Source organism: Stenotrophomonas sp. YJH_SMC_14-1 (assembly GCF_059372275.1).
This window is the reverse complement of record NZ_JCAFVK010000008.1, coordinates 1-20,943: the sequence shown is the minus strand read 5'-3', so window position 1 is coordinate 20,943 and position 20,943 is coordinate 1. Positions and strand designations below refer to the sequence as shown.

Here is a 20,943-nt window from a genome sequence, read left to right as displayed (position 1 = left end):
GGCGATCCAACTGGCATCCGGATTGCCGAGATCACCACGCGAACAGTGCGAGCCGTGGAGATTCCTAGAAAGTTGCTGTCCCGATTTCTGGAAATGCCGGAGTCAACGCAAGTGGGACTTTACTTCCTGTTTGGAAGTGAGGATGACGAAAGTTCGCCTTCAATGTACATCGGCCAAACTGGGGCACTCAAAGATCGCCTGTACACGCATCAAGGTACTCGTGATTCCTGGAATCGGGCTGTTGCCGTACTTTCCCTAACCAATGCTTTCACCAGTACCCATGTCGGCTATCTGGAATGGCATTCCATTCAGGAGGCACGGAAAGCCGCACGTTTCCGGCTAGAGAACGTCAATGGAGGATCTCGGCCCCATACGCCGCCTCCGCTGGAAGCCGATTGCCAAGAGATACACGAGACAGCTTCCGTCTTGCTGGCTACATTGGGCTACACACCGTTCAAACCACTCGCAGATAGAAGCCAAGCAACAGAACTTCTCTGCAAAGGCCCTGATACGGAAGCGAAGGGACTTTACGGCAGCGAAGGAATGGTTGTCCTCAAAGGATCTGTGGGGCGTCGGGAGGTCGTCGCGTCCTTCGGCGCCGCTTCCAGAGCGGTTCGAGAGCAGCTGCTCGCCGAGAAAGTAATCATCGAAGACGGCCGAAACATCCGATTCACTCAGGATCATCAGTTCCGATCTCCCAGCGCCGCCTCTGGTTGTCTGCTTGGACGACCATCCAACGGATGGGACGACTGGAAATCGGCTGACGGGCGATCATTGGACGAACTTGAGCGCCGCGCTTCTTTACAGCTGGCCAAAGACAACTGACCAACACGAATCTCTCGCATGAATCGGGCGCGGCAGGGTCCGGCGCTACCGGAGAAAAGGCGGCGGGTTACTTCTCCCGCCGCCAGTTGATCGACCCCCGGTTTTCCACCGTGCTCGACTCCACTTCCACGTCGAAGCCGCGGCGCAGCAGGTACTTCAGCGTGATCACCGAACCGGCACCAACCAGCGACACGCCGTAGCCGACGTACAGCTTGGGCGAGATGTACTTGCCAACACCGATCACCGAGCCGCCCAGCGCGCGCGACTGGCTCACGCCGGCATCGTCCAGGCCCAGCTTGGCGCCCAGCTGCGACGCCAGCAGGCCGCTGCCAGCCGAGAGCGCCGCCGAGGCCGCGTTGACCTGCTGGGCCTGGTCGCTGCTGGCACCGGTCAGGCTGCGCCCCAGCACCAGGTAGGCCAGTGCCTCGGACTGCGACATCGCCGGCTCGGACCACACGTCCGCGCGCGGCTGCTGTGCACGCCCGGTCACGTCGATGCCGGCGGTGACATCACCGATCCGGCGCTCGGCACGGATGTTGATGCGCGGGTCGGACACCGCGTTGTAGTTCCAGGTGAGGTTGCCACGGGTGATGGTCAGGTCCTGCCCGTATGCCTTGTAGCGACCACTCACTTCCAGGCCACCATTGGCGGTCATTTCGCGGCCAGGTTTGGCCCAGACCTGCATCTTGCCGGTCAGTGCGCCCTTCAGGCCGAAGCCGGTCATCTTCACCTTGTCACCGAGGCTGACGGTCAGGTCCATGTCCAGTGGCGAGGTGCGCGACTCTTCCGGGTCGGCCGGGTCCAGCACCACCACGTCCTCGGACACCGAGGTGCCACGATCCAGGCGTTCGAGATCGATGTCGGCCTCGGGCACGTGCACGGTGCCGCGCAGCTCCATCGCCGCCTTGGCCAGGGTGAAGTCGAGGTTGGGGTTGGCGACGATGCGCAGCTCGCTGGTGTTGGACAGCAGCACGTTCTCGCCGTGGATCTTCAGCTGCAGCGGCTGTGCATCACCAAACCACGACAGGCCACCATCCACGTACAGCGTGCCCTGGCCCGAGTTGGCCTGCGCGGTGATCTTTGCCGAACCGTCGGGCTGGGCCACGAAGCTGCCCTTGCCCTGGTCGAAGGTCAGGCCCAGCGCGGGGAATTCGCCCTTGAAGTTGCTCAGCTGCGCGTCGCCGCCCAGCGACGGCTGCCCGCGCGTACCGCGCAGGCTGACGTGGCCCTCGATCAGGCCGGTCGGGCGCACGATGTCCGGCGAGAACAGCTCCAGCCAGTACAGCCGCGACATGTTGAGGTAGAGCTCGCCGTTCAGCGGCGCACTGGCCTCCCAGCCGGTCTGCATCCTGGCATCGACGAAGCCGTTGCCCTGGAAGCCCATGCCCAGGTAGCCCTTGATGCTGGCCGGGGTCATGTCGAGCTTGAGCGAGAACTGGTCATAACGCACCAGCTCGCCGCGGGTGGTATCCCCCACGGTGTTGCGGTTCTCGCCCAGGCGCACGCCGCCTTCCTTCGAGCGCACCTCTACATGGCCTTCCCAGGCATTGCCACGCGGGCGGATCTGCGCGTCCAGGCTGACATCGCCGCGCAGATAGACGCGGCGGCCGGACTGCGGCGGCAGCCACGGCTGCACCAGCGCCAGCGGCAGCGCGTCACTGCGCACCACCAGGCCTTCGCGCGGCCAGTTGGCCTGTGCGCACAGCGCGCCGCTGCTGGCGGCGGCCAGGCAGGCTTCGGACAGGGTGTAGGTGCTGCCGTTGATCGCGAACGCCGCAGGTGCACGCAGCGACCACGCATCACCCTTCACCGGTGCGATGCGCAGCGAGGCCAGCTCGCCACGCCACTGCGCCCCCTGCTGGCGCACGCTGCCCTGCAGCTCGATCGCGCCCATCTCGTTGCGGGTCTGCGCCGCCAGGCGCAGGTTGGAGACACTGCCCTGCGCATCCACGTTCAAGCGTTCCAGCAGCATGCCGGCGTTGACCTGCTGGCCCTGCACCGCCAGCGTGCCGCTGTCGCCGCGCCATGGCAGGTGGCCCTTGATGCTCACGCTCTCGGCGCCGTAGCCGTCCCAGTTGAGGTTGTTGCCGACCAGGTCGGCGGTGATGTCCGGCGCATCGCGCGGGCCCTTCACCTGTACCTGTCCACGCAGGCCGCCATCGGCGCCGGGCAGCAGATCGCTCAGCTGCAGCGGTTCGAAACGCGCGTCGATGTCGAGGCGGTCGCCGACCTTGCCCGACGCGGTCACCCGGCTGCTGCCCAGCGACAGCTTCAGATCGCCCTGGCCCTGCGCGCCCTGCAGCGCGAACTTGCCCTGTGCGTCGAGATTGCGCTGGCGCAGTATGCCCTTCAGCGACGGCAGGTCGACGGTGGCTTCCAGCGTGCCGGCCGTGCCCGGCGGCGCGTTTGCCGGCGGCGGCAGCTGGCGGCCCTTGGAGGCCAGGTTGCCGGACAGGCGGCCGTTCCAGCCCGGCACGAAATAGCCGGGGTCGAAGTCCTTCAGCGTGGCCTTGGCATCCCAGTCCAGCTGCGGTGCCCACGCCACCTGGCCTTCCACCTGCAGCTGCCCACCCGGCGTCTGCGCCTGCAGCTGGTGGATCGACGCGGCCTGGTCATTGCCGCGTACGTCGAACTGCAGCTGTGCCTTCTGCTTTTCGCGTTCGACATCGGCACGGCCGATCGCGGCCCACGCCTTCAAGGTACCGGCCAGGCCGAAGCGCGCTTCCTTCAGGGTGACCGGCACCGGTGCGCTGCCGGCCGCGTTCGGATCGGGCGCCGGCACGTAGGTCAGGTCATGGGCGACCACCGAGAAATTGAGTTTCTGCTGATCTTCCTGGCTGAAGTCGGCGGTGCCTTCCAGCCGTGCCTCACCGCCAAGCCCTTTCACCAGCAGGGGCGACACCTTCAGCACCTGGTCCTGCAGCGACACCACCGACGGTGCCAGCTCCAGCTCCTGATCACCCTGCTTCACCTTGCCACGCAGGTTGGCGTTGCCGCCCTTGCCAGCCGCGGTGAAGTCCAGTGCGAGTGGTGCGATCGCCGAGCTGGCCAGTGCCGGCGACAGCAGCGCCAGATCGAGTTCGTCGCTGCGGATGCTGGCGCTCCAGCTCGGATCGGTGCGGCCATCGAACACCAGCATCGCGTGCAGCGGCTTCGGCGCGCGCCCGGCTACGGCCACTTCCATGTGCGCCAGGTCACCGCGTGCCACCAGCCCCACCGTCGCTGCGGTACGGCCACGCGGGGCCGGCAACACTGCGGTGACGGTCACGTCGGTGTCGTAGTCCTTGGCCGGGATGTAGCGGCCCTGGGCGGTGAAATTGCCCATGTCGCTGTCCACGACCAGTTTGTGCGCCTGGAACTCGCCGTTGGCGATCTCGATGCCACCCCGCACACGGCTGATGTCGATCACCGGCTCGTTGGCCTGGCTGATGCGGAAGCCGTCGATGGCAATGGCATCGGCCTGGATCGCCAGCGGCATTTCGATCTGCGGCAGCGAATCGGGCCACGACGGCAGCTTGAACGGCTCGTCACTCTTGGCCAGGTTCAGCGTCGCGTTGGTCAGCTCCAGCTTGTCCAGCAGCAGCTTGCGGCCCAGCAGCGGGCGCAGGTCCGGCTCCAGGTGCGCGCGCTCGGCGTGGAAATGGATGTCGTCGTAGCGGAAGTCGACGTTGTACAGGGTCAGCGGACCGGCCACCGGGCCGTCCACCTTGTCCCAGGTGAAGCTGGCGCCCACCGGCAGCCGCGCCACCACCTGTGCCAGCAGCACATCGCGGCCGGCCACGGTCTGCAGCAGCCAGTACACCGCCAGCAACGCCAGCAGCACCAGGCCGATCACGCCCACGCCGGACCACGCCCAGAAGCGGCGGCGGCGGTAGAAACGCACGCGCGGCGGCGGCGTGTTCGGGGTGGGTGCGGGCGTGCTCACAGGTCCGCTCCGATGTTGAGGTAAAGCTGGAACTGCGAATCCGGATTGTTCAGGCCATGCGCGATATCCACGCGCACCGGGCCCACCGGCGATTTCCAGCGCACGCCGAAGCCGACGCCGGTGTGCAGATCAATGGTGTTGTCGAATGCGCTGCCGGTATCGACGAACACCGCCGCGCCCCACGGGCCGCCATTGAAGTAGTGCTCGTACTCGGCCGAGCCGATCACCAGGTTCTTGGCGCCCAGCGCGTATTTGTCGGGTTTGGGTGTGCGCGGGCCGACTTCGCGGTAGGCGTAACCGCGGATGCTGCGGTCACCACCCGCGAAGTAGCGCAGGCTCGGCGGCATCGCCACCAGATCGCTGGTCCAGGTGGTACCCCCCTCGCCGCGCAGGATCAGGCGGTTGCTTTCACCCACCGGGATGTACCAGCGCAGCACGGCGTTGGCCTGTACAAAGCTGGTGTCCGAACCCGCGCCCTCCACACCGGCGCGCATCGTCGCAGTACCGCTGATGCCCTTGCGCGGGAACATCTCGTCGTCGACGTTGACGTAGTCGGCAACCATCTGCGGGTACACCAGCGTCGAGGTGTTGTAGACGGCATCGGTGAATTCAGTGCCGGAGGCATAGCGCCAACGCTCGCGCAGTGCGTTGATCGAGGCGATCGCGGTCCAGTGCTCGTTGATCTCGCCGCTGCGGCTGGCGATCAGCTTGAAGTTGCGCAGGTCGATGTAATCGGTCTGCTCGTCATACGCACTGGCGGCGAAGGTGTACCAGCCGTCAAGCCAGTTGAAGGCGGGGATGCGGTAGCTGGTCACCAGGCTCTTGCGCTTCTGCGCATAGTCCAGCTGCGTGTTCATCTTGTGCCCGCGGTTGTTCAGGAACCGCCGCTCGATGCCGCCGCGCACACCCGGGCCACTCTCGCTGCCATAGCTCAGACCCGCGGTATAGATGGTGCGCTTGGCGCGGGTCAGCTTCACATCCACCGGCACTTCGCCGTTGGCATCGGCCTGGTCGGGCCGTGGCTGGATGTCGATCACGCTGAAGTAGTCCAGCTTGGTCAGCGACTCGCGCAGCCGGTCCAGCTTGCCCTCGTGGAAGTAGCTGCCCTGTTCCCAGTACACCAGCGGGTCGAACAGCTTGTCGACGAAGTAATCCTGCTCGAAACGCACCGGCCCCATGTTGTAGCGGCGGCCGCTGTCCCAGGTCAGGTCGATGTCGGCTGCGTTGTCGGCGCGGGTGATCTGCACCTGGCGCTGGGTGTAGTCGGCATCGAAGTAGCCACGCTCGGCCAGGCGACGGGTGATGGTGATCTTGCTGGCTTCGTACTGCGTGTGCTCGAAGCGCTGGCCCTTGCGGGGCTTGAACGCGGCCAGGTCATCCTGCAGGTACTGGTCATACATCGCCGGCCCGGTGATGTCGATGTGCTCACGGCGAACGGTCACCGGGGTGCCCTTGTCGACATGGATCAGCACCCGCACATGCTCGTCCTCACGCGGCGCCTCGACCTTGATCACCGGGTTGTAGTACCCGAAGGGTTCCAGTGCCTGGCGGGTCTGCCGCTCGGCCTGTGACAGCAGGTACTCCAGGCGCGATTCGCCCTGTTCCTTGCCGATCGTGTCGTACAGCGACAGCGATTCCTGGATGTTCTCGATGATTGCGGCGTCGTCGCCCTTGTCCAATCCCTTGATGTCCACCTTGTCGATGGTGCCGCGCGCGTGGGCCACGGAGGTGGCGGCCAGCGACAGGACCATCAGCGGCAGGGCGTATTTCTTTGGCTGCATGCGGCACAGCATACCGACCGAAGGTGACGATGCGAAATGCATCACGTCATTCGGGATCGGTTGTTAAGTGGCGGTCAAAATACGCGCCTTTGGGGCGATCCTCGTGATCGCAGGCGAGGATGCCGGCATCCTGCGCGATGCCGGCAATGATCCCGATGGACATCCGCCGACGGTGTTCCGGTAGTGCCGGCCGCTGGCCGGCAATCCACAGGTCGATGCGATGCGCGGTGGCAATGCCGGCCAGCGGCCGGCACTACCGATACGGGCATCAGCTCGACAGATGCTCGATCGCTGCCACCTTGCCCAGGCGCTCGCCCAGCATCGTCAGCAGCGCCAGGCGGTTGCCACGCAGCGCCGGATCTTCCGCATTGACCATCACCCCGTCGAAGAACGCATCGACCTGCGGACGCAGGCGGGCCAGGCGCGCCAGCACCGCCACGTAATCCTTCTGATGCAGGCTGGCGCCGGTGTCGTCGATGGCCGCAGTGACCGCTTCAGCCAGCGCGCGCTCGGCGTCTTCCTGCAGCAGCGCCGGGTCGATCTGGGCCGGAATGTCGCCTTCAGCCTTGCGGAGGATGTTGCGGATGCGCTTGTTGGCCGCAGCCAGCGCCCCGGCTTCCGGCAGCGCGGCGAAGGTGCCGATCGCGTCCAGGCGGCGGTCGAAGTCATACAGCGAGACAGGCTTCAGTTCGGCCACCGCATTGAAGTGCGTGGCTGGCACGTTCTTGTCGCCGTAGTAACCCTTCAGGCGGTCGAGGATGAAGTCGTACAGCTCGCCAACGTCGGCCTGCACGTTGCGTGCGGCCAGGCCGGCGTTGGCGCTGGCCAGCAGCGCGCGCAGGTCCAGCTCGAAGCCGCTTTCGATGATCGTGCGGGCCAGGCCCAGCGCGTTGCGGCGCAGGGCGAACGGGTCCTTGTTGCCGGTCGGCTTCAGGCCTGCGGCGAAGCCACCGGCCAGCGTGTCGACGCGCTCGGCAATCGCCAGCACCTTGCCCAGCGGCGACAGCGCGATGTCATCACCACCGAAGCGCGGCTGGTAGGCCTCGTCGATGGCCAGCGCCACCTCGGCCGATTCGCCACCGGCCACGGCGTAGTGGCGGCCGGCGATGCCCTGCAGCTCCGGGAACTCGTTGACCATCCGCGACTGCAGGTCGTTCTTGGCCAGTTCGGCAGCCCGCCTGGCCTGCGCGGCATCGGCGCCAACCTGGGGTGCGATCACTTCGGCCAATGCAGCCACGCGCGCCACCTTGTCGGCCACGCTGCCCAGCTTGGCCTGGTAGGTCACCGTCTTCAGCCCCTCACCCATCGACACCAGGCCCTGCTTCAGGTCCTCGTCGAAGAAGAACTTGGCATCGGCGAAACGCGGACGGATCACCCGCTCGTAGCCCTTGGCCACTTCGGCCACGTTCTTCGATTCGATGTTGGCGATGCCGATGAACTTCTCGGTCAGCGTGCCTGCGGCATCCAGCACCGGGAAGAACTTCTGGTTGATCTCCATCGTCTCGATCAGCGCTTCCTGCGGCACCGCCAGGAACGCGCGCTCGAAGCTGCACAGCACCGCCGACGGCCATTCGACCAGGTTCACCACCTGCTCCAGGTTGTCGTCGGTGATGCGGGCGCTGCCACCGGCCTTGGCCGCAGCGGCCTCGACCTCGGCGACGATGCGCGCGCGGCGCTCGCTCGGGTCGACCAGCACGAACGCGGCGCGCAGCGCTTCAACGTAGTCCTGCGGCTGCGCCAGCGACACCGCCTGGTCATGGTGGAAGCGATGGCCACGGCTGACGCGGCCGGCCTGCAGGCCGAACAGTTCGGCCTCGACCACGTTGGCGCCGTGCAGCAGCACCAGCCAGTGCACCGGGCGCGCGAAGCCCCAGGCGTGGTCGCCCCAGCGCATCGGCTTGGGAATCGGCATCGCCGCGATCGCCTCGCGCAGGATCTCCGGCAGCAGGCTGGCGGTGCTCGCGCCCGGGGTCACCGCGCGGTGCACGAAGCGCTCACCCTTGTTGTCGGTGGTCTTCTCCAGCGCGGTCCAGTCGATCCCGGCCTTGGCGGCGAAGCCCTGCAACGCCTTGGTCGGCTGGCCTTCGGCGTCCAGCGCGATGTTCAGGTACGGGCCCAGCACTTCGCTGTGCTGCTCCGGCTGTTCCAGGCCGACGCCCGGCAGCAGCACGGCCAGTCGGCGCGGGGTCGACAGCGGGCGCGCATCGTCCAGTTCCAGCGCGACGCCGCGCTTGCGCAGGCCTTCGACGACACCGTCGAAGAACGCCTGGGCCAGGCCCGGCAGCGCCTTGACCGGCAGTTCCTCGGTGCCCAGTTCGATCAGCAGGGGGGACAGTTGGCTCATCGGTTCGATCCTGTGGTGGGGGCGCAGCGCGCAACGCGTCCGGCGCCCCGGGTAGTTGATGAAAAGCGGGTCGGTGCGGGAGGACCGTCAGGCCTTCTTCGCGCCCGGGAAGCCCAGCTTCTCGCGCTGCTCGTAGTACGCCCTGGCCACCGCCTGGGCCAGCGCGCGCACGCGCAGGATGTAGCGCTGGCGCTCGGTCACGCTGATCGCACGGCGCGCATCCAGCAGGTTGAAGGTGTGGCTGGCCTTCATCACCTGCTCGTAGGCCGGCAGCGGCAGGTTCACTTCCACCAGCTTCTGCGCCTCACGCTCGCAGGCGTCGAAACGGTGGAACATTTCTTCCACGTCGGCGTATTCGAAGTTGTAGGTGCTCTGCTCCACCTCGTTCTGGTGGTAGACGTCACCGTAGGTCACCGGCTGGCCGTCCGGGCCGTAGGTCCAGACCAGGTCGTAGACGTTGTCGCAGTTCTGCAGGTACATGCACAGGCGTTCGAGACCGTAGGTGATCTCGCCCAGCACCGGGCGGCATTCCAGGCCACCGGCCTGCTGGAAGTAGGTGAACTGGGTCACTTCCATGCCGTTGAGCCAGACTTCCCAGCCCAGGCCCCACGCGCCCAGCGTCGGCGATTCCCAGTTGTCCTCGACGAAGCGCAGGTCGTGCACCAGCGGATCGATGCCCAGTGCCTTCAGCGAATCCAGGTACAGCTGCTGGATGTTGTCCGGCGCCGGCTTCATCGCCACCTGGTACTGGTAGTAGCGCTGCAGGCGGTTCGGGTTCTCACCGTAACGGCCATCGGTCGGGCGCCGCGACGGCTGCACGTAGGCCGCATTCCAGCCTTCCGGACCGATCGCACGCAGGAAGGTGGCCGGGTGGAAGGTACCGGCGCCCACCTCCAGGTCGAGCGGCTGGATGAGCACGCAGCCCTGCTGGGCCCAGAACTGGTTCAGGGTCTGGATCAGGCCCTGGAAGGTGATCGGAACGGTCGGGGTCGCGGACATGCGTACGAGTCTTGGCCGGCAAGGGGGTGCGCTAGTATAACGGCCGACCTGCGGGGCATTCCGTACCCGGGAGGAGCAGGCAGATGGAACATCGGCTGCCGGCAGGCACGCCCGGCGAGGCGGACGGCGTCCCGCTGCCCTGGGGACGGCTGCATTTCGAGCAGATTGCCGCGGCCCTGACCGCCGATGGCCTGGTGGCCGAGCAGGACCGCGAGCGCATGCGGTTTTCCGCACAGGGCGCGCGCAACGCCAGTGAAGTGCATCCGCTGGTACTGCTGTCCAACCTCAAGCTGGCCGCCACCGGCGGCGGCGAACTGACCCTGGAACGCCTGACCGAGTGGCTGGCGCAGCGCACCGGCAGCCGTTACCTGCGCATCGACCCGACCCGGGTGGACGTCGCTGCGGTGACCGCGCTGGTGTCGCATGCCTACGCCCGCCGCCATCGCTTCCTGCCACTGGCGGTGGATGCCGAGCGCGTGCTGGTAGCCACCAGCGAGCCGCTGGTGCAGGAATGGCGTCGTGACCTGCAGCACCTGACCCGCCGCCGCATCGAGCTGGCGGTGGTCAACCCGCTGGACCTGCACCGCTACACCATGGAGTTCTACGGGGTGACCCGCTCGGTGCGCGGCGCCCGTGGCGATGTGCGCGGCGAGGCCAGCACCACCCTGCCCAGCTTCGAGCAGCTGGTGGAGCTGGGCCGCACCGGCGACGTCAATGCCGACGACCAGCACATCGTGCACATCGTGGACTGGCTGCTGCAGTACGCCTATGAGCAGCGCGCCTCGGACATCCACCTGGAGCCGCGCCGCGAGATGGGACGCATGCGCTTCCGCATCGACGGCGTGCTGCACAAGGTGTTCGAAGTACCGCCGGCGGTGATGACCGCCGTGGTCAGCCGCATCAAGGTGCTGGGCCGCATGGACCTGGCCGAGCGCCGGCGCCCGCAGGATGGCCGCATCAAGACCCGCTCGCCGGGTGGCCGCGAGGTCGAGATGCGCCTGTCGACCATGCCCACCGCCTTCGGCGAGAAGTGCGTAATGCGCATCTTCGACCCGGATGCCGCGTTCAAGAGCATCGACCAGCTCGGTTTCAGCCCGCAGGAGGCCGCCGGCTGGAATGCGCTGGTCGAGCGCCCGCACGGCATCGTGCTGGTCACCGGCCCGACCGGCTCGGGCAAGACCACCACCCTGTATTCCACGCTGAAGCGGCTGGCCACGCCGGACGTGAACGTGTGCACGGTGGAGGACCCGATCGAGATGATCGCGCCCGAGTTCAACCAGATGCAGGTGCAGGCCAACATCGACCTGGACTTCGCCAGCGGCGTGCGCACCCTGCTGCGGCAGGACCCGGACATCATCATGATCGGCGAAATCCGCGACCTGGAGACCGCACAGATGGCGGTGCAGGCCTCGCTGACCGGCCACCTGGTGCTGTCTACCCTGCATACCAACGACGCGCCCTCGGCGGTCACCCGCCTGCTCGACCTGGGCGTGCCGCATTACCTGCTGGCCAGCACCCTCAACGGCATCCTCGCCCAGCGCCTGGTGCGCACGCTGTGCCCGCACTGCAAGCAGCCGCACAGCCTCGGCGCGGCCGATTGGGCGGTGCTGGCTGATAGCCATGCTGCATATCCAGATGCCGCCACGCCCTGTCGGCCGGTCGGTTGCCTGGAATGCCGGCGCACCGGATTCCTCGGCCGCATCGGGCTGTATGAGTTGCTGCCATTGGGTTCGCGGCTGCGCGGGCAGATCCGCGCCGACATGGACCTGGCCGGTTTCACCCGTGCCGCGCGGGCTGAAGGGCTGCGAACCCTGCGCCAGGCCGGGCTTGAAAAGGTGGCGCAGGGGCTGACTACAATCGAGGAAGTCCTGTCAGTGCTGCCGCCCCCGGATGAACCCAGCCCCGTTCCTGATCCTTGAAACCGGCCGACCGGTGCCGTCATTGCGCCGCTACGGGCGCTTTCCGCACTGGATCCGCGTCGCCGCCGGGCTGGAAGAACACGAGACGGTGGTGGTCGATGTCGAGCACGGTGGCGCTCTGCCCGACCCTCATGCCTTCGCCGGCGTGCTGGTGACCGGCTCGGCCGCCTTCGTCACCGACCATGCCGACTGGAGCGAGCGCAGCGCCGCGTGGCTGCGCCAGACCGCCCACGACGACCTGCCGGTGTTCGGCATCTGCTACGGCCATCAGCTGCTGGCACATGCGCTGGGTGGCGAAGTGGCCTACAACCCGGCCGGCCGCGAGTCCGGCACGATCGAACTGGAACTGCAGCCGCAGGCGGCGCAGGACCCGCTGTTCCAGGGCCTGCCGCAGCACTTTGCCGCCCATGCCACCCATCTGCAGACCGTGCTGCGCGCGCCCGATGGTGCCGAGGTGCTGGCCCGTTCACCGCTGGATGGCTGCCATGCCTTCCGCTGGGGCCGCCAGGCCTGGGGCGTGCAGTTCCATCCGGAGTTCGCCACCCACCACATGCGTGGCTACGTGCGTGCCCGCGCCGACTGCATCGGCCGCCATGGCGGCTGCGCCCGCAGCATCGAGCGCGCGGTCAGTGCCGCGCCGCTGGCCCGCCAGCTGTTGCGCCGCTTCGTCCGCCAGGCGCGGCTGTCTTCAGCCCAGCCGGCGGCAAAACAGGGATAATCGGCGGCACGGGCAGCCGCCCGGCCCCCTCCTGTCCTTCCCGGATGTCCATGAAAGAGATTCGCAAGCTGCCGGCTTCGGCGGGCGCCCAGTGGTTGCTGGATACGTTCTCGCTGTACCGGCGTGCGCCGCTGCAGCTGGCCCGGATCGGCCTGACCTGGCTGCTGGTGAGCTGGGTGGTCACGCTGTTGTCGACGCTGATTCCCGGCGCTGCCGGCATGGCCGTGCAGCTTATGACGCTGGCCATTTCGCCGATCATGTTCGGCGGCATGCTGTATGCCGTGGGCGAGATCGATGAAGGCCGCCCGGGCCTGGCCTCGCACCTGCTGCAGCCGATCCGCGACCACCGCGTCAGCCACCTGCTGGTGCCGCTGGCGATCCAGGTGCTGGCGGTGCTGCTGCTGGGCGCGCTGCTGTTCCTGATGATCGGCCGCGAGGGCTTCACCGCCTTCAGCGAGGTCATGACCAAGATGGAAGAGATCAGCCGCAGTGGCCAGCAGATCAAGCCGGACGATGCCGCCGCGCTGGTTGCCAACCTGCCGGCCAAGCGCATCGCGCTGTGGATGCTGCTGGTGTTCCTGAGTGCGGTCGCGCTGTCGCTGGCGATGTTCACCCAGCCGGCGCTGGTGGTGTTCGACAAGCAGAGCGGCATGCACGCGTTGCGCCTGAGCCTGCAGGGCTGCATCGAGAACATCGGTGCGATGATCGTGTTCGCCGCGCTCGGCCTGATCGCCGCGTTCTGCATGTACATCCTGTTCGTGATCGTGATCCAGATCGCGATGCTGATCGGCGGCCCGCTGGCCGCCGCCTTCATCGCCCAGCTGGTACTGACCACGGTGCTGATGCCGCTGTATGTCGGCGCGGTCTACGCCGCGTGGAAGCAGATGTTCGTGCACCGCGGCAGCCGCGCGGCGCCGCCGATCCCGACCACGCCGACCTCCAGCGACGTGTTCCACGCCTGACCAGAACGCAGGTAGGTCCACGCCATGCGTGGATAGAAAAGGGGACGGAGGGGATTAAGTCGTTTTTGCCTTTAACGACTTAATCCCCTCCGTCCCCTTTTTGTCTTTCAGGCGGCGGGCTTCTTCACTACCGACGACGGCACCAGCCAGCGTGCGGCGTGGATGCCCAGCTCGTACAGCAGGCACATCGGAATCGCCAGCATCAGCTGCGACACCACGTCCGGCGGGGTCAGCACCGCCGCCAGCACGAAGATGCCGACGATCGCGTAGCCGCGGCCTTCCTTGAACTGCTGCGGCGTCACCCAGCCCAGCAGCACCAGGATCACCATCGCCACCGGCAGTTCGAAACTGCCACCAAAGGCGAAGAAGATCGCCAGCACGAAGTCCAGATAGGCATTCGCATCCGGTGTGATTGCGATCACGTCCGGGCTGAAGGTGGTGAGGAAGTGGAACACCGCCGGCAGCACCAGGAAATACGCAAAGGCGCAACCGGTGTAGAACAGCAGCACCGATGACACCAGCAGCGGCACCGCCAGGCGCTTCTCGCGTGCATACAGACCGGGCGCGACGAACGCCCACAGCTGGTACAGCAGCCACGGTACCGCCACGAACAACGCGACGAAGAAGGTCAGCTTCAGCGGTGCGAAGAAGGCACCGGCCGGGTTGGTGGCGATCATCGTCTGCCCGTTCGGCAGCTGCGAGACCAGCGGTTCGGCCAGCGCATTGTAGAGCTTCTGGGTGAACGGCAGCAGCGCCAGCAGCACCACGCCCAGGCCCAGCAATGCGCGCACCAGCCGGCCGCGCAGTTCCACCAGGTGTTCTACCAGCGAGCTCTCGCCGAAATCCTGTTCACTCATGGGTGGCGCTCCGGGCTCTGCGCCGGCGGCGGCGTACCAGCTTCAGCGGGCGCGGCCGAAACCGGCTCGGCGGCACCACCGTCCTGCGCTGGTTCAACGGCATCGGGCGCGGCGCTCATGTGCGGCGGCAGATCCGCGGGCGCCGGTGCACGGACTTGCTGCACCAGGTCATCGCCCTGCTGCTGCGCCTGCTGGGCTTCGCGACGGATAGCTTCACCGCTGGCGCGCAGCTGGTTCTCGGTGTCCTGCATGCCCTGGCGCACGTCCTGCATCTGCCGCTTGATGTCCTCGGCCTGCAGTTCGCGCTCCAGTTCCTGTTTCACCGAATCCCATTGATTGCGGGCGCGACGCACCCACAGGCCGGCGAAGCGGGCCGCCTTGGGCAGGCGCTCGGGACCGAGCACCACCAGGGCGACCACTGCAATCACCAGCAGTTCGCTGAAGCCGATATCGAACACCGCAACCGCTCCGGATCAGCGAGCGTTACGGTCGTGCTCGTCCTGCGCGGTGCGCGACGCGTCCTGGCTGCGCGACTCATCGCCCAGCTGCGCGTTCGGCTTGTCCTCGTCGCGCATGCCCTTCTTGAATTCCTTGACCGCCGAACCGAGGTCCTTGGCGCCGCTGGTCAGGCGCTTGGTGCCGAACACCAGCAGGACGATGGCCAGCACGACCAACCAATGCCAGATGCTGAAACTGCCCATAAAGACGCTCGTTACGTTAGTGATCAGGCTGTCGAGCATAGCGCACCGGCTGTCAGCCGGCGCGCGTGACGAAAGTCAGTTTCCGCCCAGCGTTTCCGTACGGATCTCGCCGTCATTCACCGGCTGGAAGCCCTGCTGCTGCGGCGGCGGGGTCTGCGGCACGTTCTGCAGCGGCGCGGTGGTGGCCTCAGCCGGCGCAGCCGGTGCTGCCTGAACAGGCGCCGGGGCAGCTGCCGGGGCGGCAGCCGGGCGCGGCGCGCTGCCGCCGTTGCCGCTGCGGTTGTTGCGCGCCGCGTAGGTGGCCTCTTCCAGGCGATCGCGGAAGGCGACCACATCCATCGACGGCGAACCGGCGGCGCGGCCTTCGAAGATCATCCGCGGCGTGGTGTTGCTGCCGTAGGCGTCCAGATTGGCGGCATCGTCGATCTGCAGCACCGCGCCATCCAGCGCGACGCCGGCAAACAGGCCGCGGGCGCGCGACCAGGACCAGATCTCGGCCTTCAGCTGGCCGTCGGTGGCCGCGGCGGCGTTGCGGCCCACCGGACCGGCGGCGACGCCAGCGTCGGCACCCAGCGTGAACTTGCCGTTGACCAGGTTGTCCAGGCTGCGGTCGTTGCGGAACACCAGCACCACATCGGAGGACTGCACGCCGGCCTGGAAGCCGATGCTGCCGCCGGTGAGCTTCACGAACACCGGGTTGGACCAAGCGCCGTTGGGCATGCGCACCGACATCAGGCCGTGGCCACGACGGCCGCCAATGACCAGACCGGCCTTGATCGTGTCGGGAATGACGATGACCGCGCGGCCTTCGTCCAGCAATTTATCCGGAATGCCCTGTTCAGGGATTTCCTGGATTTCAGCCAGCACGCGCACGGCATTGCGCGCACGCTGGTCTTCCTGCGGCCCGGCCATGGCCTGGCTGGACAGCAGGCTGGCGGCGATCAGCAGGGCTTGGATCGGGCGACGCATGGCAGGCTCCAGAAGTCAGTCCATAGGAAGATATAGCAAGTGACTGAAATTAGTAGCGTTGTCATGAATCCCCAATGAGCGTTCCCTGCTCACATTGATGCGCGCTATGCCTGCAATCCGAACCCTGCATCCCGGCGCGACACCGGATCGGCGACAATACCGCCCATGCTCGACGCACCCGATACCGCCGTGCTGGCGGTCAACCTAGGCACGCCCGAGACGCCGACGGCCCCCGCCGTACGCCGTTACCTGGCTGAATTCCTGTCCGACCGCCGCGTGGTCGCGATCCCGCCACTGCTGTGGCAGCCGCTGCTGCGCGGACTGATCCTGCCCCTGCGCAGCAGTCGTTCGGCGGCCAAGTACGCCCAGGTCTGGCTGCCCGACGGCTCACCGCTGATGGTGCATACGCGCCAGCTGGCGCAGGCCATGCAGGCCCTGTTGCCGACCCTGACAGTGCGCCATGCGATGCGTTACGGCGAACCGGCGCTGGCCAGCGAGCTCGACCGCCTGGCAGCCGATGGTGCGCGCCGCATCGTGGTGCTGCCGCTGTATCCGCAGTACTCCACCACCACCACTGCCTCGGTTGAAGACCGCGTCGATGCCTGGCAGCGCCGCAATCCTGGCGTGACCGTCAGCCTGGTGCGCGACTATTCGGTCGATCCGGGCTGGGTCGAGGCCGTGGCCGGCTCGATCCGCCGCTACTGGGAACAGCACGGTCGCGGCCAGACACTGATGTTCTCCTTCCACGGCATCCCGCAGCGCCTGGCCGATGCCGGCGATCCGTATCCGCAGCGCTGCGAGGCCAGCGCACAGGCCATCGCCAAGGCGCTGGAACTGGGCAGGGACGAGTGGCAGATGGGTTACCAGTCGCGTTTCGGCCGCGAGCGCTGGCTGCAGCCATATGCCGAGCCCAGCCTGTGGGCGCTGGCCGAATCCGGCGTGAAGCAGATCGACGTGGTGTGCCCCGGCTTCGCCACCGATTGCCTGGAGACGCTGGAAGAGGTCGCCATGGGCTTCACCGAAACACTGGCCGAGCGCGGCGCGACGATGCGCTACATCCCCTGCCTCAACGCCGAACCGGAGCACGCACGCGCGCTTGCGCGGCTGGCCGTGGCCTCGCTGGCATGAGTCTGCAACCGTTTGAACTGGAGGTCGGTGGCGCGCGCGTCGCCGGCCTGCGCAACCACGGCGATGGCCCGCGCGTGCTGGCCCTGCACGGCTGGCTCGACAACGCGGCCAGCTTCGTGCCGCTGGCGCCGCACCTGTCGTCGCTGCAGCTGGTTGCCATCGACCTGCCCGGTCATGGCCACAGTGCACATCTGCCGGCCGGTGCCAGCTACACCACGGCCGCCGCGATCTGCCACGTGCTCGACGTCGCCGATGCACTGGGCTGGGACCGCTTCAACCTGCTCGGCCATTCGATGGGCGCCGGCATCGCCAGCCTCACCGCCTCGGTCAGTGACCGCGTCGAGCGCCTGGTGGCGATCGAAGCACTCGGTGGCCTGCGTGGCCCCGAAGAGGACACCGCGCATCGCCTGCGCGAACACGTGAACGCGACGCGGGCGCTGGCACGCAAGCAGCTGCGCGTGTTCCCCGACCTCGCCGCGCCGATCCGCGCACGGATGATGACCAACCAGCTCAGCGAGCACTGTGCACGGCTGCTGGTCGAGCGCGGCGTGGAACCGGTCGAGGGTGGCTACCGCTGGTGCAGCGATCCGCGCCTGATGCTGCCCACTGCGATCCGTCTCAGCGAAGGCCAGATCGACAACCTGCTGCAGGCCATCGCCTGCCCGACGCAGGTGATCTATGCCACGCCAGCGCAGTCCTACTACCCCGAGCCGATGCGCAGCGATCGCCTGCAGCACCTGCGCGATGGGCGGTTGGCGGTGTTTCCCGGCAACCATCACCTGCACATGGAAGATCCAAAACAGATCGCAGGCGTGATCCTGCGCTTCTTCAGCAACGACAACGCGGGCTGAGCAAAGGTATCCGCGCGCTTCACTCTGCGCGTCTGCGGCCGATACATCAGTTGCGGTCCCCTGCGTCCGCAGCACGCAGGTCCGGTCGGGCCTGCGGCGTGTGTCTGGTTCTGCAAGGAAGTCCGCATGCCTGCTCCATTGCACCGTCACCCACAGGATGTGGCCGCGGTGTCCCGTCTCCGCGTCGCTGATCGCGTCGCATTCCCCGAATTCCCGGCTCGCGCCCTGGTCACGCACTCCTGCGTGCGCCGCGGCGTGGCCGTTGTCGTCTGCTGATCCAGGAGTCGCCGATGTCCGTTGCATCCTCCCGTCCCCCCGATACCGCCCGCCTGCCGCACCTGCAGCAGCTCGCGCACCGCGCTGACCGCCGCCTGCTGATCGGCAGCGCGGTACTGGCCTTGGCTGGCCTGGCGCTGGCCCTGCGCGGCCCGCAGGTGCAGGCTGCCGCGTTGGCGGCCGTCGCCGTGCTGCCAGCCGCGTGGTTGGGCGGGGCCCAGGCGGGCCGGGCCGTCGCCCGCAACGGTCTGGCGTTGCTGTTGTCGCTGCAGCTGGCCGTGTTGTGCGCGATCATCAGCCTGTCACCGGCATTGCCGATTGCCCTGCTGCTGGGCGTGCTGCTGGGCCATCGCGATCGCCTTCCGGTGTGGCTGGCCGGTGGCGTCGGTACCCTCGCCCTGCTGGCACCGCTACAGGGCGGTGCCGCGCTGTGGCCGACGCTGCTGCAGGCCGGCATGCTCGCGGGCCTGACCCTGTTCCTCGGCCAGGTCGCACTGCGCCTTCGGCAGCAGACCGAGGCCCTCGGCCACGGCCCGCGTCGGCTTGCCGCGCTCGCACGCGATATCGCCACCGGTGCCGATCTTGGCGCGCATGCCGATACCGGCGCCTATGCGCCGGGTTCACTGGCCCATGCCCTGGCCGACACTGCACGCCACGTGCAGGCCCAGCGTGGGCGCGAAGCCGCGTCACATGCCGAGAACGCGCAGATCCGCCAGGCCCTCGATGCCTCGCGCACCGCGATGATGATCGCCGACAACGACCATGTGATCCGCTACGTGAACCGCTCGGTGGTGGCACTGCTGCGCAACCAGCAGGCGACGTTGCGACAGGCCTTCCCCGATTTCGACGCCGAGCGCCTGGTCGGCAGCAGCATCCATCGTTTCCACGCCAACCCGGACCGCATCCGCGCGATCCTCAACGGCCTGCAGGTAGCCCACAACGGCAAGGTGCAGATCGGCCCGGTGCACTTCGCGCAGGTGGTCACACCGGTGTTCGACGCGCAGGGCGTGCGCCTGGGCTTCGCCGTGGAATGGCATGACCGCACCCATGAGCTCGCGCTGGAGAATGCCGTGGCCGGCATCGTCGCAGCGGCAGCGGCCGGTGACCTCGACCAGCGCCTGCAGGCCACTGAAGGCGCCAGCTTCCTCGATGGCCTGACCGGTGGCATCAACCAGCTGCTCGATACGCTCGGCAGCACCGTCAACGAAGTGCGGCAGATGCTCTCGGCACTGGCCAACGGCGATCTGGATCGGCGCATGCACGGCGAGTATCACGGCGCCTTCGCTGCCATCCAACGCGATGCCAATGCCACGGCCGGGCAGTTGGCACGCATGGTCGGCCGCATCCAGGAATGTGCGGCGTCGATCAGTACCGCCGCCAGCGAGATTGCGGCCGGCAACGGCGCATTGTCCGAGCGCAGCGAGCGCCAGGCCGCGCACCTGCAGGAGACCGCAGCATCGATGGAGGAACTGACCGCCACCGTGCGCCAGAACGCCGCCCATGCGCGTGAGGCCAGTGCGTTGGCCGCCTCCACGCAGAACGCTGCCAGTGACGGCAACACGGCCATGCAGCGGGTGGTGGATACCATGCAGGCCATCGAAGGTGCCTCGAAGCGGATCGGCGACATCACCGGCGTCATCGACGGCATTGCCTTCCAGACCAATATCCTGGCGTTGAACGCAGCGGTGGAGGCGGCACGCGCCGGCGAGCAGGGCCGAGGCTTTGCCGTGGTGGCCAGCGAGGTGCGCGTGCTGGCGCAGCGTTCGGCGGCGGCCGCACAGGAGATCAAGAAGCTGATCGACGAAGCGGGCCGGCAGGTGGGCGAAGGTGCCCATCTGGTGGCCGATGCCGGCCAGCGCATGCAGGGAATCGTCGGCGGCGTGGAGGATGTCAGCCACCTGATGCGCGAGATATCCGCGGCGTCGCAGGAGCAGTCGATCGGTATCGAGCAGATCAACCAGACAGTGGTGCAGATGGATCAGGCCACGCAGCAGAATGCGGCGCTGGTGGAAGAAGCCACCGCTGCCGCACGCGAGCTGCAGAACCAGGCCGGCACATTGACCGAAGCAGTCTCGGTATTCCGCCAGCAGGAACCGCTCGAGGTCTCGCGGGTCGCCTGATCCGGACCTTCCATTCGAGTTTGATCAGGACGGCGCCCGCAGGGCGCCGTCTTTTTATGCGTGACCTGCCCCTGGTAGTGCCGGCCGCTGGCCGGCAACCGATTGCTGTGTGGGCCTGCTGTTGGTAGCGGCCAACCTTGGTTGGCACCGCTGCTCGTCGCAGGGGGTATCCACGCATGGCGTGGATCTACCGGGCGATGTAATGCCATCGGGTTGCCGGCCAGCGGCCGGCACTACCCGGTGTTTACCGCGCACAAAGTTGCCGGCTGCTGCCCGGCAATCGATTGCTGTGCGGGCCTGCTGTTGGTAGCGGCCAACCTTGGTTGGCGCCTTGGCTCCTCGCAGAGGGCATCCACGCATGGCGTGGATCTACCGGGTGATGTAATGCCATCGGGTGCCGGCCAGCGGCCGGCACTACCCGCATTTACTGCGCACAAAGAAAAACCCCGCTGCGTGAGCAGCGGGGTTTTGGGTGTAAACCCTGGCGATGACCTACTCTCGCATGGCTTGAGCCACACTACCATCGGCGCAGCTGCGTTTCACTTCCGAGTTCGGGATGGGATCGGGT

At 67.2% G+C, this 20,943-nt stretch carries 15 protein-coding genes and 1 rRNA gene; 7 read left to right on the top strand and 9 right to left on the bottom strand.

Translation table 11 applies throughout. From position 1 onward, the window contains the following. The first annotated feature begins 111 nt into the window (after positions 1–111). Entirely contained in the window at positions 112–825 is a 714-nt protein-coding gene (locus tag AC5P9P_RS16255; RefSeq protein ID WP_197629166.1) for a GIY-YIG nuclease family protein, read from the top strand. Positions 826–892: 67 nt separating this feature from the next. On the opposite strand, the gene AC5P9P_RS16250 is transcribed toward AC5P9P_RS16255, so the two are convergent. The 4 genes from AC5P9P_RS16250 to glyQ form a co-directional block, all read right to left on the bottom strand. After that, positions 893–4,750, bottom strand: a complete 3,858-nt coding sequence (locus AC5P9P_RS16250) for a translocation/assembly module TamB domain-containing protein (RefSeq protein WP_495232955.1) — start codon at positions 4,748–4,750, stop codon at positions 893–895. Then, positions 4,747–6,543 carry an autotransporter assembly complex protein TamA gene (locus AC5P9P_RS16245; protein ID WP_005414924.1) on the bottom strand — a complete coding sequence of 599 codons (1,797 nt, stop codon included), beginning with the start codon at positions 6,541–6,543 and terminating at the stop codon, positions 4,747–4,749. The genes AC5P9P_RS16250 and AC5P9P_RS16245 overlap by 4 nt, the downstream gene beginning before the upstream one ends. A gap of 256 nt (positions 6,544–6,799) precedes the next feature. Further along, positions 6,800–8,875, bottom strand: coding sequence for a glycine--tRNA ligase subunit beta (gene glyS, locus AC5P9P_RS16240; RefSeq protein ID WP_495227387.1), 2,076 nt, complete (start codon positions 8,873–8,875; stop codon positions 6,800–6,802). A gap of 87 nt (positions 8,876–8,962) precedes the next feature. Further along, positions 8,963–9,874 carry a glycine--tRNA ligase subunit alpha gene (gene glyQ, locus AC5P9P_RS16235; RefSeq protein ID WP_033835361.1) on the bottom strand — a complete coding sequence of 304 codons (912 nt, stop codon included), beginning with the start codon at positions 9,872–9,874 and terminating at the stop codon, positions 8,963–8,965. Between the two features lie 83 nt (positions 9,875–9,957). Here glyQ and AC5P9P_RS16230 point away from each other — a divergent pair, with 83 nt between their 5' ends. From AC5P9P_RS16230 to AC5P9P_RS16220, 3 genes are read left to right on the top strand one after another with little or no spacing between them, the layout of a single operon-like run. Next, positions 9,958–11,793, top strand: a complete 1,836-nt coding sequence (locus tag AC5P9P_RS16230; protein ID WP_005414929.1) for a GspE/PulE family protein — start codon at positions 9,958–9,960, stop codon at positions 11,791–11,793. Continuing rightward, positions 11,765–12,511, top strand: coding sequence for a glutamine amidotransferase (locus AC5P9P_RS16225; protein WP_033835362.1), 747 nt, complete (start codon positions 11,765–11,767; stop codon positions 12,509–12,511). Before AC5P9P_RS16230 ends, AC5P9P_RS16225 begins: the two co-directional genes overlap by 29 nt. Before the next feature lie 50 nt (positions 12,512–12,561). Beyond that, entirely contained in the window at positions 12,562–13,473 is a 912-nt protein-coding gene (locus tag AC5P9P_RS16220) for a BPSS1780 family membrane protein (RefSeq protein WP_005411674.1), read from the top strand. Positions 13,474–13,580: 107 nt separating this feature from the next. Here the strand turns inward: AC5P9P_RS16220 and tatC are convergent, their stop codons facing one another. The 4 genes from tatC to AC5P9P_RS16200 form a co-directional block, all read right to left on the bottom strand. Continuing rightward, positions 13,581–14,330, bottom strand: a complete 750-nt coding sequence (gene tatC, locus AC5P9P_RS16215) for a twin-arginine translocase subunit TatC (protein WP_005411675.1) — start codon at positions 14,328–14,330, stop codon at positions 13,581–13,583. Next, entirely contained in the window at positions 14,327–14,788 is a 462-nt protein-coding gene (gene tatB / locus AC5P9P_RS16210; RefSeq protein ID WP_111173474.1) for a Sec-independent protein translocase protein TatB, read from the bottom strand. Before tatB ends, tatC begins: the two co-directional genes overlap by 4 nt. A gap of 15 nt (positions 14,789–14,803) precedes the next feature. Beyond that, positions 14,804–15,031, bottom strand: a complete 228-nt coding sequence (tatA, locus tag AC5P9P_RS16205) for a Sec-independent protein translocase subunit TatA (RefSeq protein ID WP_005420453.1) — start codon at positions 15,029–15,031, stop codon at positions 14,804–14,806. Between the two features lie 75 nt (positions 15,032–15,106). Continuing rightward, a complete protein-coding gene (locus AC5P9P_RS16200) occupies positions 15,107–16,000 on the bottom strand; it encodes a lipid-binding SYLF domain-containing protein (RefSeq protein ID WP_005411678.1) in 894 nt (297 codons plus the stop codon). Between the two features lie 165 nt (positions 16,001–16,165). Here AC5P9P_RS16200 and hemH point away from each other — a divergent pair, with 165 nt between their 5' ends. From hemH to AC5P9P_RS16185, 3 genes are all read left to right on the top strand, one after another. Further along, positions 16,166–17,128, top strand: coding sequence for a ferrochelatase (hemH, locus tag AC5P9P_RS16195; protein ID WP_062605303.1), 963 nt, complete (start codon positions 16,166–16,168; stop codon positions 17,126–17,128). Continuing rightward, a complete protein-coding gene (locus AC5P9P_RS16190) occupies positions 17,125–17,979 on the top strand; it encodes an alpha/beta fold hydrolase (protein ID WP_033835365.1) in 855 nt (284 codons plus the stop codon). The genes hemH and AC5P9P_RS16190 overlap by 4 nt, the downstream gene beginning before the upstream one ends. A gap of 290 nt (positions 17,980–18,269) precedes the next feature. Beyond that, the gene (locus tag AC5P9P_RS16185) at positions 18,270–20,375 is read left to right on the top strand and encodes a methyl-accepting chemotaxis protein (RefSeq protein ID WP_033835366.1); all 2,106 of its coding nucleotides are present in this window, start codon (positions 18,270–18,272) and stop codon (positions 20,373–20,375) included. Between the two features lie 479 nt (positions 20,376–20,854). Here the strand turns inward: AC5P9P_RS16185 and rrf are convergent. Next, positions 20,855–20,943: ribosomal RNA gene (rrf, locus tag AC5P9P_RS16180) — 5S ribosomal RNA — on the bottom strand; the annotation flags it as partial.

Bases quoted from the DNA above. Each gene is read 5' to 3' on its own strand.
- AC5P9P_RS16245 (WP_005414924.1), bottom strand. From the start codon at position 6,543: ATGCTGTGCCGCATGCAGCCAAAGAAATACGCCCTGCCGCTGATGGTC.
- tatC (WP_005411675.1), bottom strand. From the start codon at position 14,330: ATGAGTGAACAGGATTTCGGCGAGAGCTCGCTGGTAGAACACCTGGTG.
- glyQ (WP_033835361.1), bottom strand. From the start codon at position 9,874: ATGTCCGCGACCCCGACCGTTCCGATCACCTTCCAGGGCCTGATCCAG.
- AC5P9P_RS16230 (WP_005414929.1), top strand. From the start codon at position 9,958: ATGGAACATCGGCTGCCGGCAGGCACGCCCGGCGAGGCGGACGGCGTC.
- hemH (WP_062605303.1), top strand. From the start codon at position 16,166: ATGCTCGACGCACCCGATACCGCCGTGCTGGCGGTCAACCTAGGCACG.
- AC5P9P_RS16220 (WP_005411674.1), top strand. From the start codon at position 12,562: ATGAAAGAGATTCGCAAGCTGCCGGCTTCGGCGGGCGCCCAGTGGTTG.
- glyS (WP_495227387.1), bottom strand. From the start codon at position 8,875: ATGAGCCAACTGTCCCCCCTGCTGATCGAACTGGGCACCGAGGAACTG.
- AC5P9P_RS16185 (WP_033835366.1), top strand. From the start codon at position 18,270: ATGTCCGTTGCATCCTCCCGTCCCCCCGATACCGCCCGCCTGCCGCAC.
- AC5P9P_RS16225 (WP_033835362.1), top strand. From the start codon at position 11,765: ATGAACCCAGCCCCGTTCCTGATCCTTGAAACCGGCCGACCGGTGCCG.
- tatA (WP_005420453.1), bottom strand. From the start codon at position 15,031: ATGGGCAGTTTCAGCATCTGGCATTGGTTGGTCGTGCTGGCCATCGTC.
- AC5P9P_RS16200 (WP_005411678.1), bottom strand. From the start codon at position 16,000: ATGCGTCGCCCGATCCAAGCCCTGCTGATCGCCGCCAGCCTGCTGTCC.
- AC5P9P_RS16190 (WP_033835365.1), top strand. From the start codon at position 17,125: ATGAGTCTGCAACCGTTTGAACTGGAGGTCGGTGGCGCGCGCGTCGCC.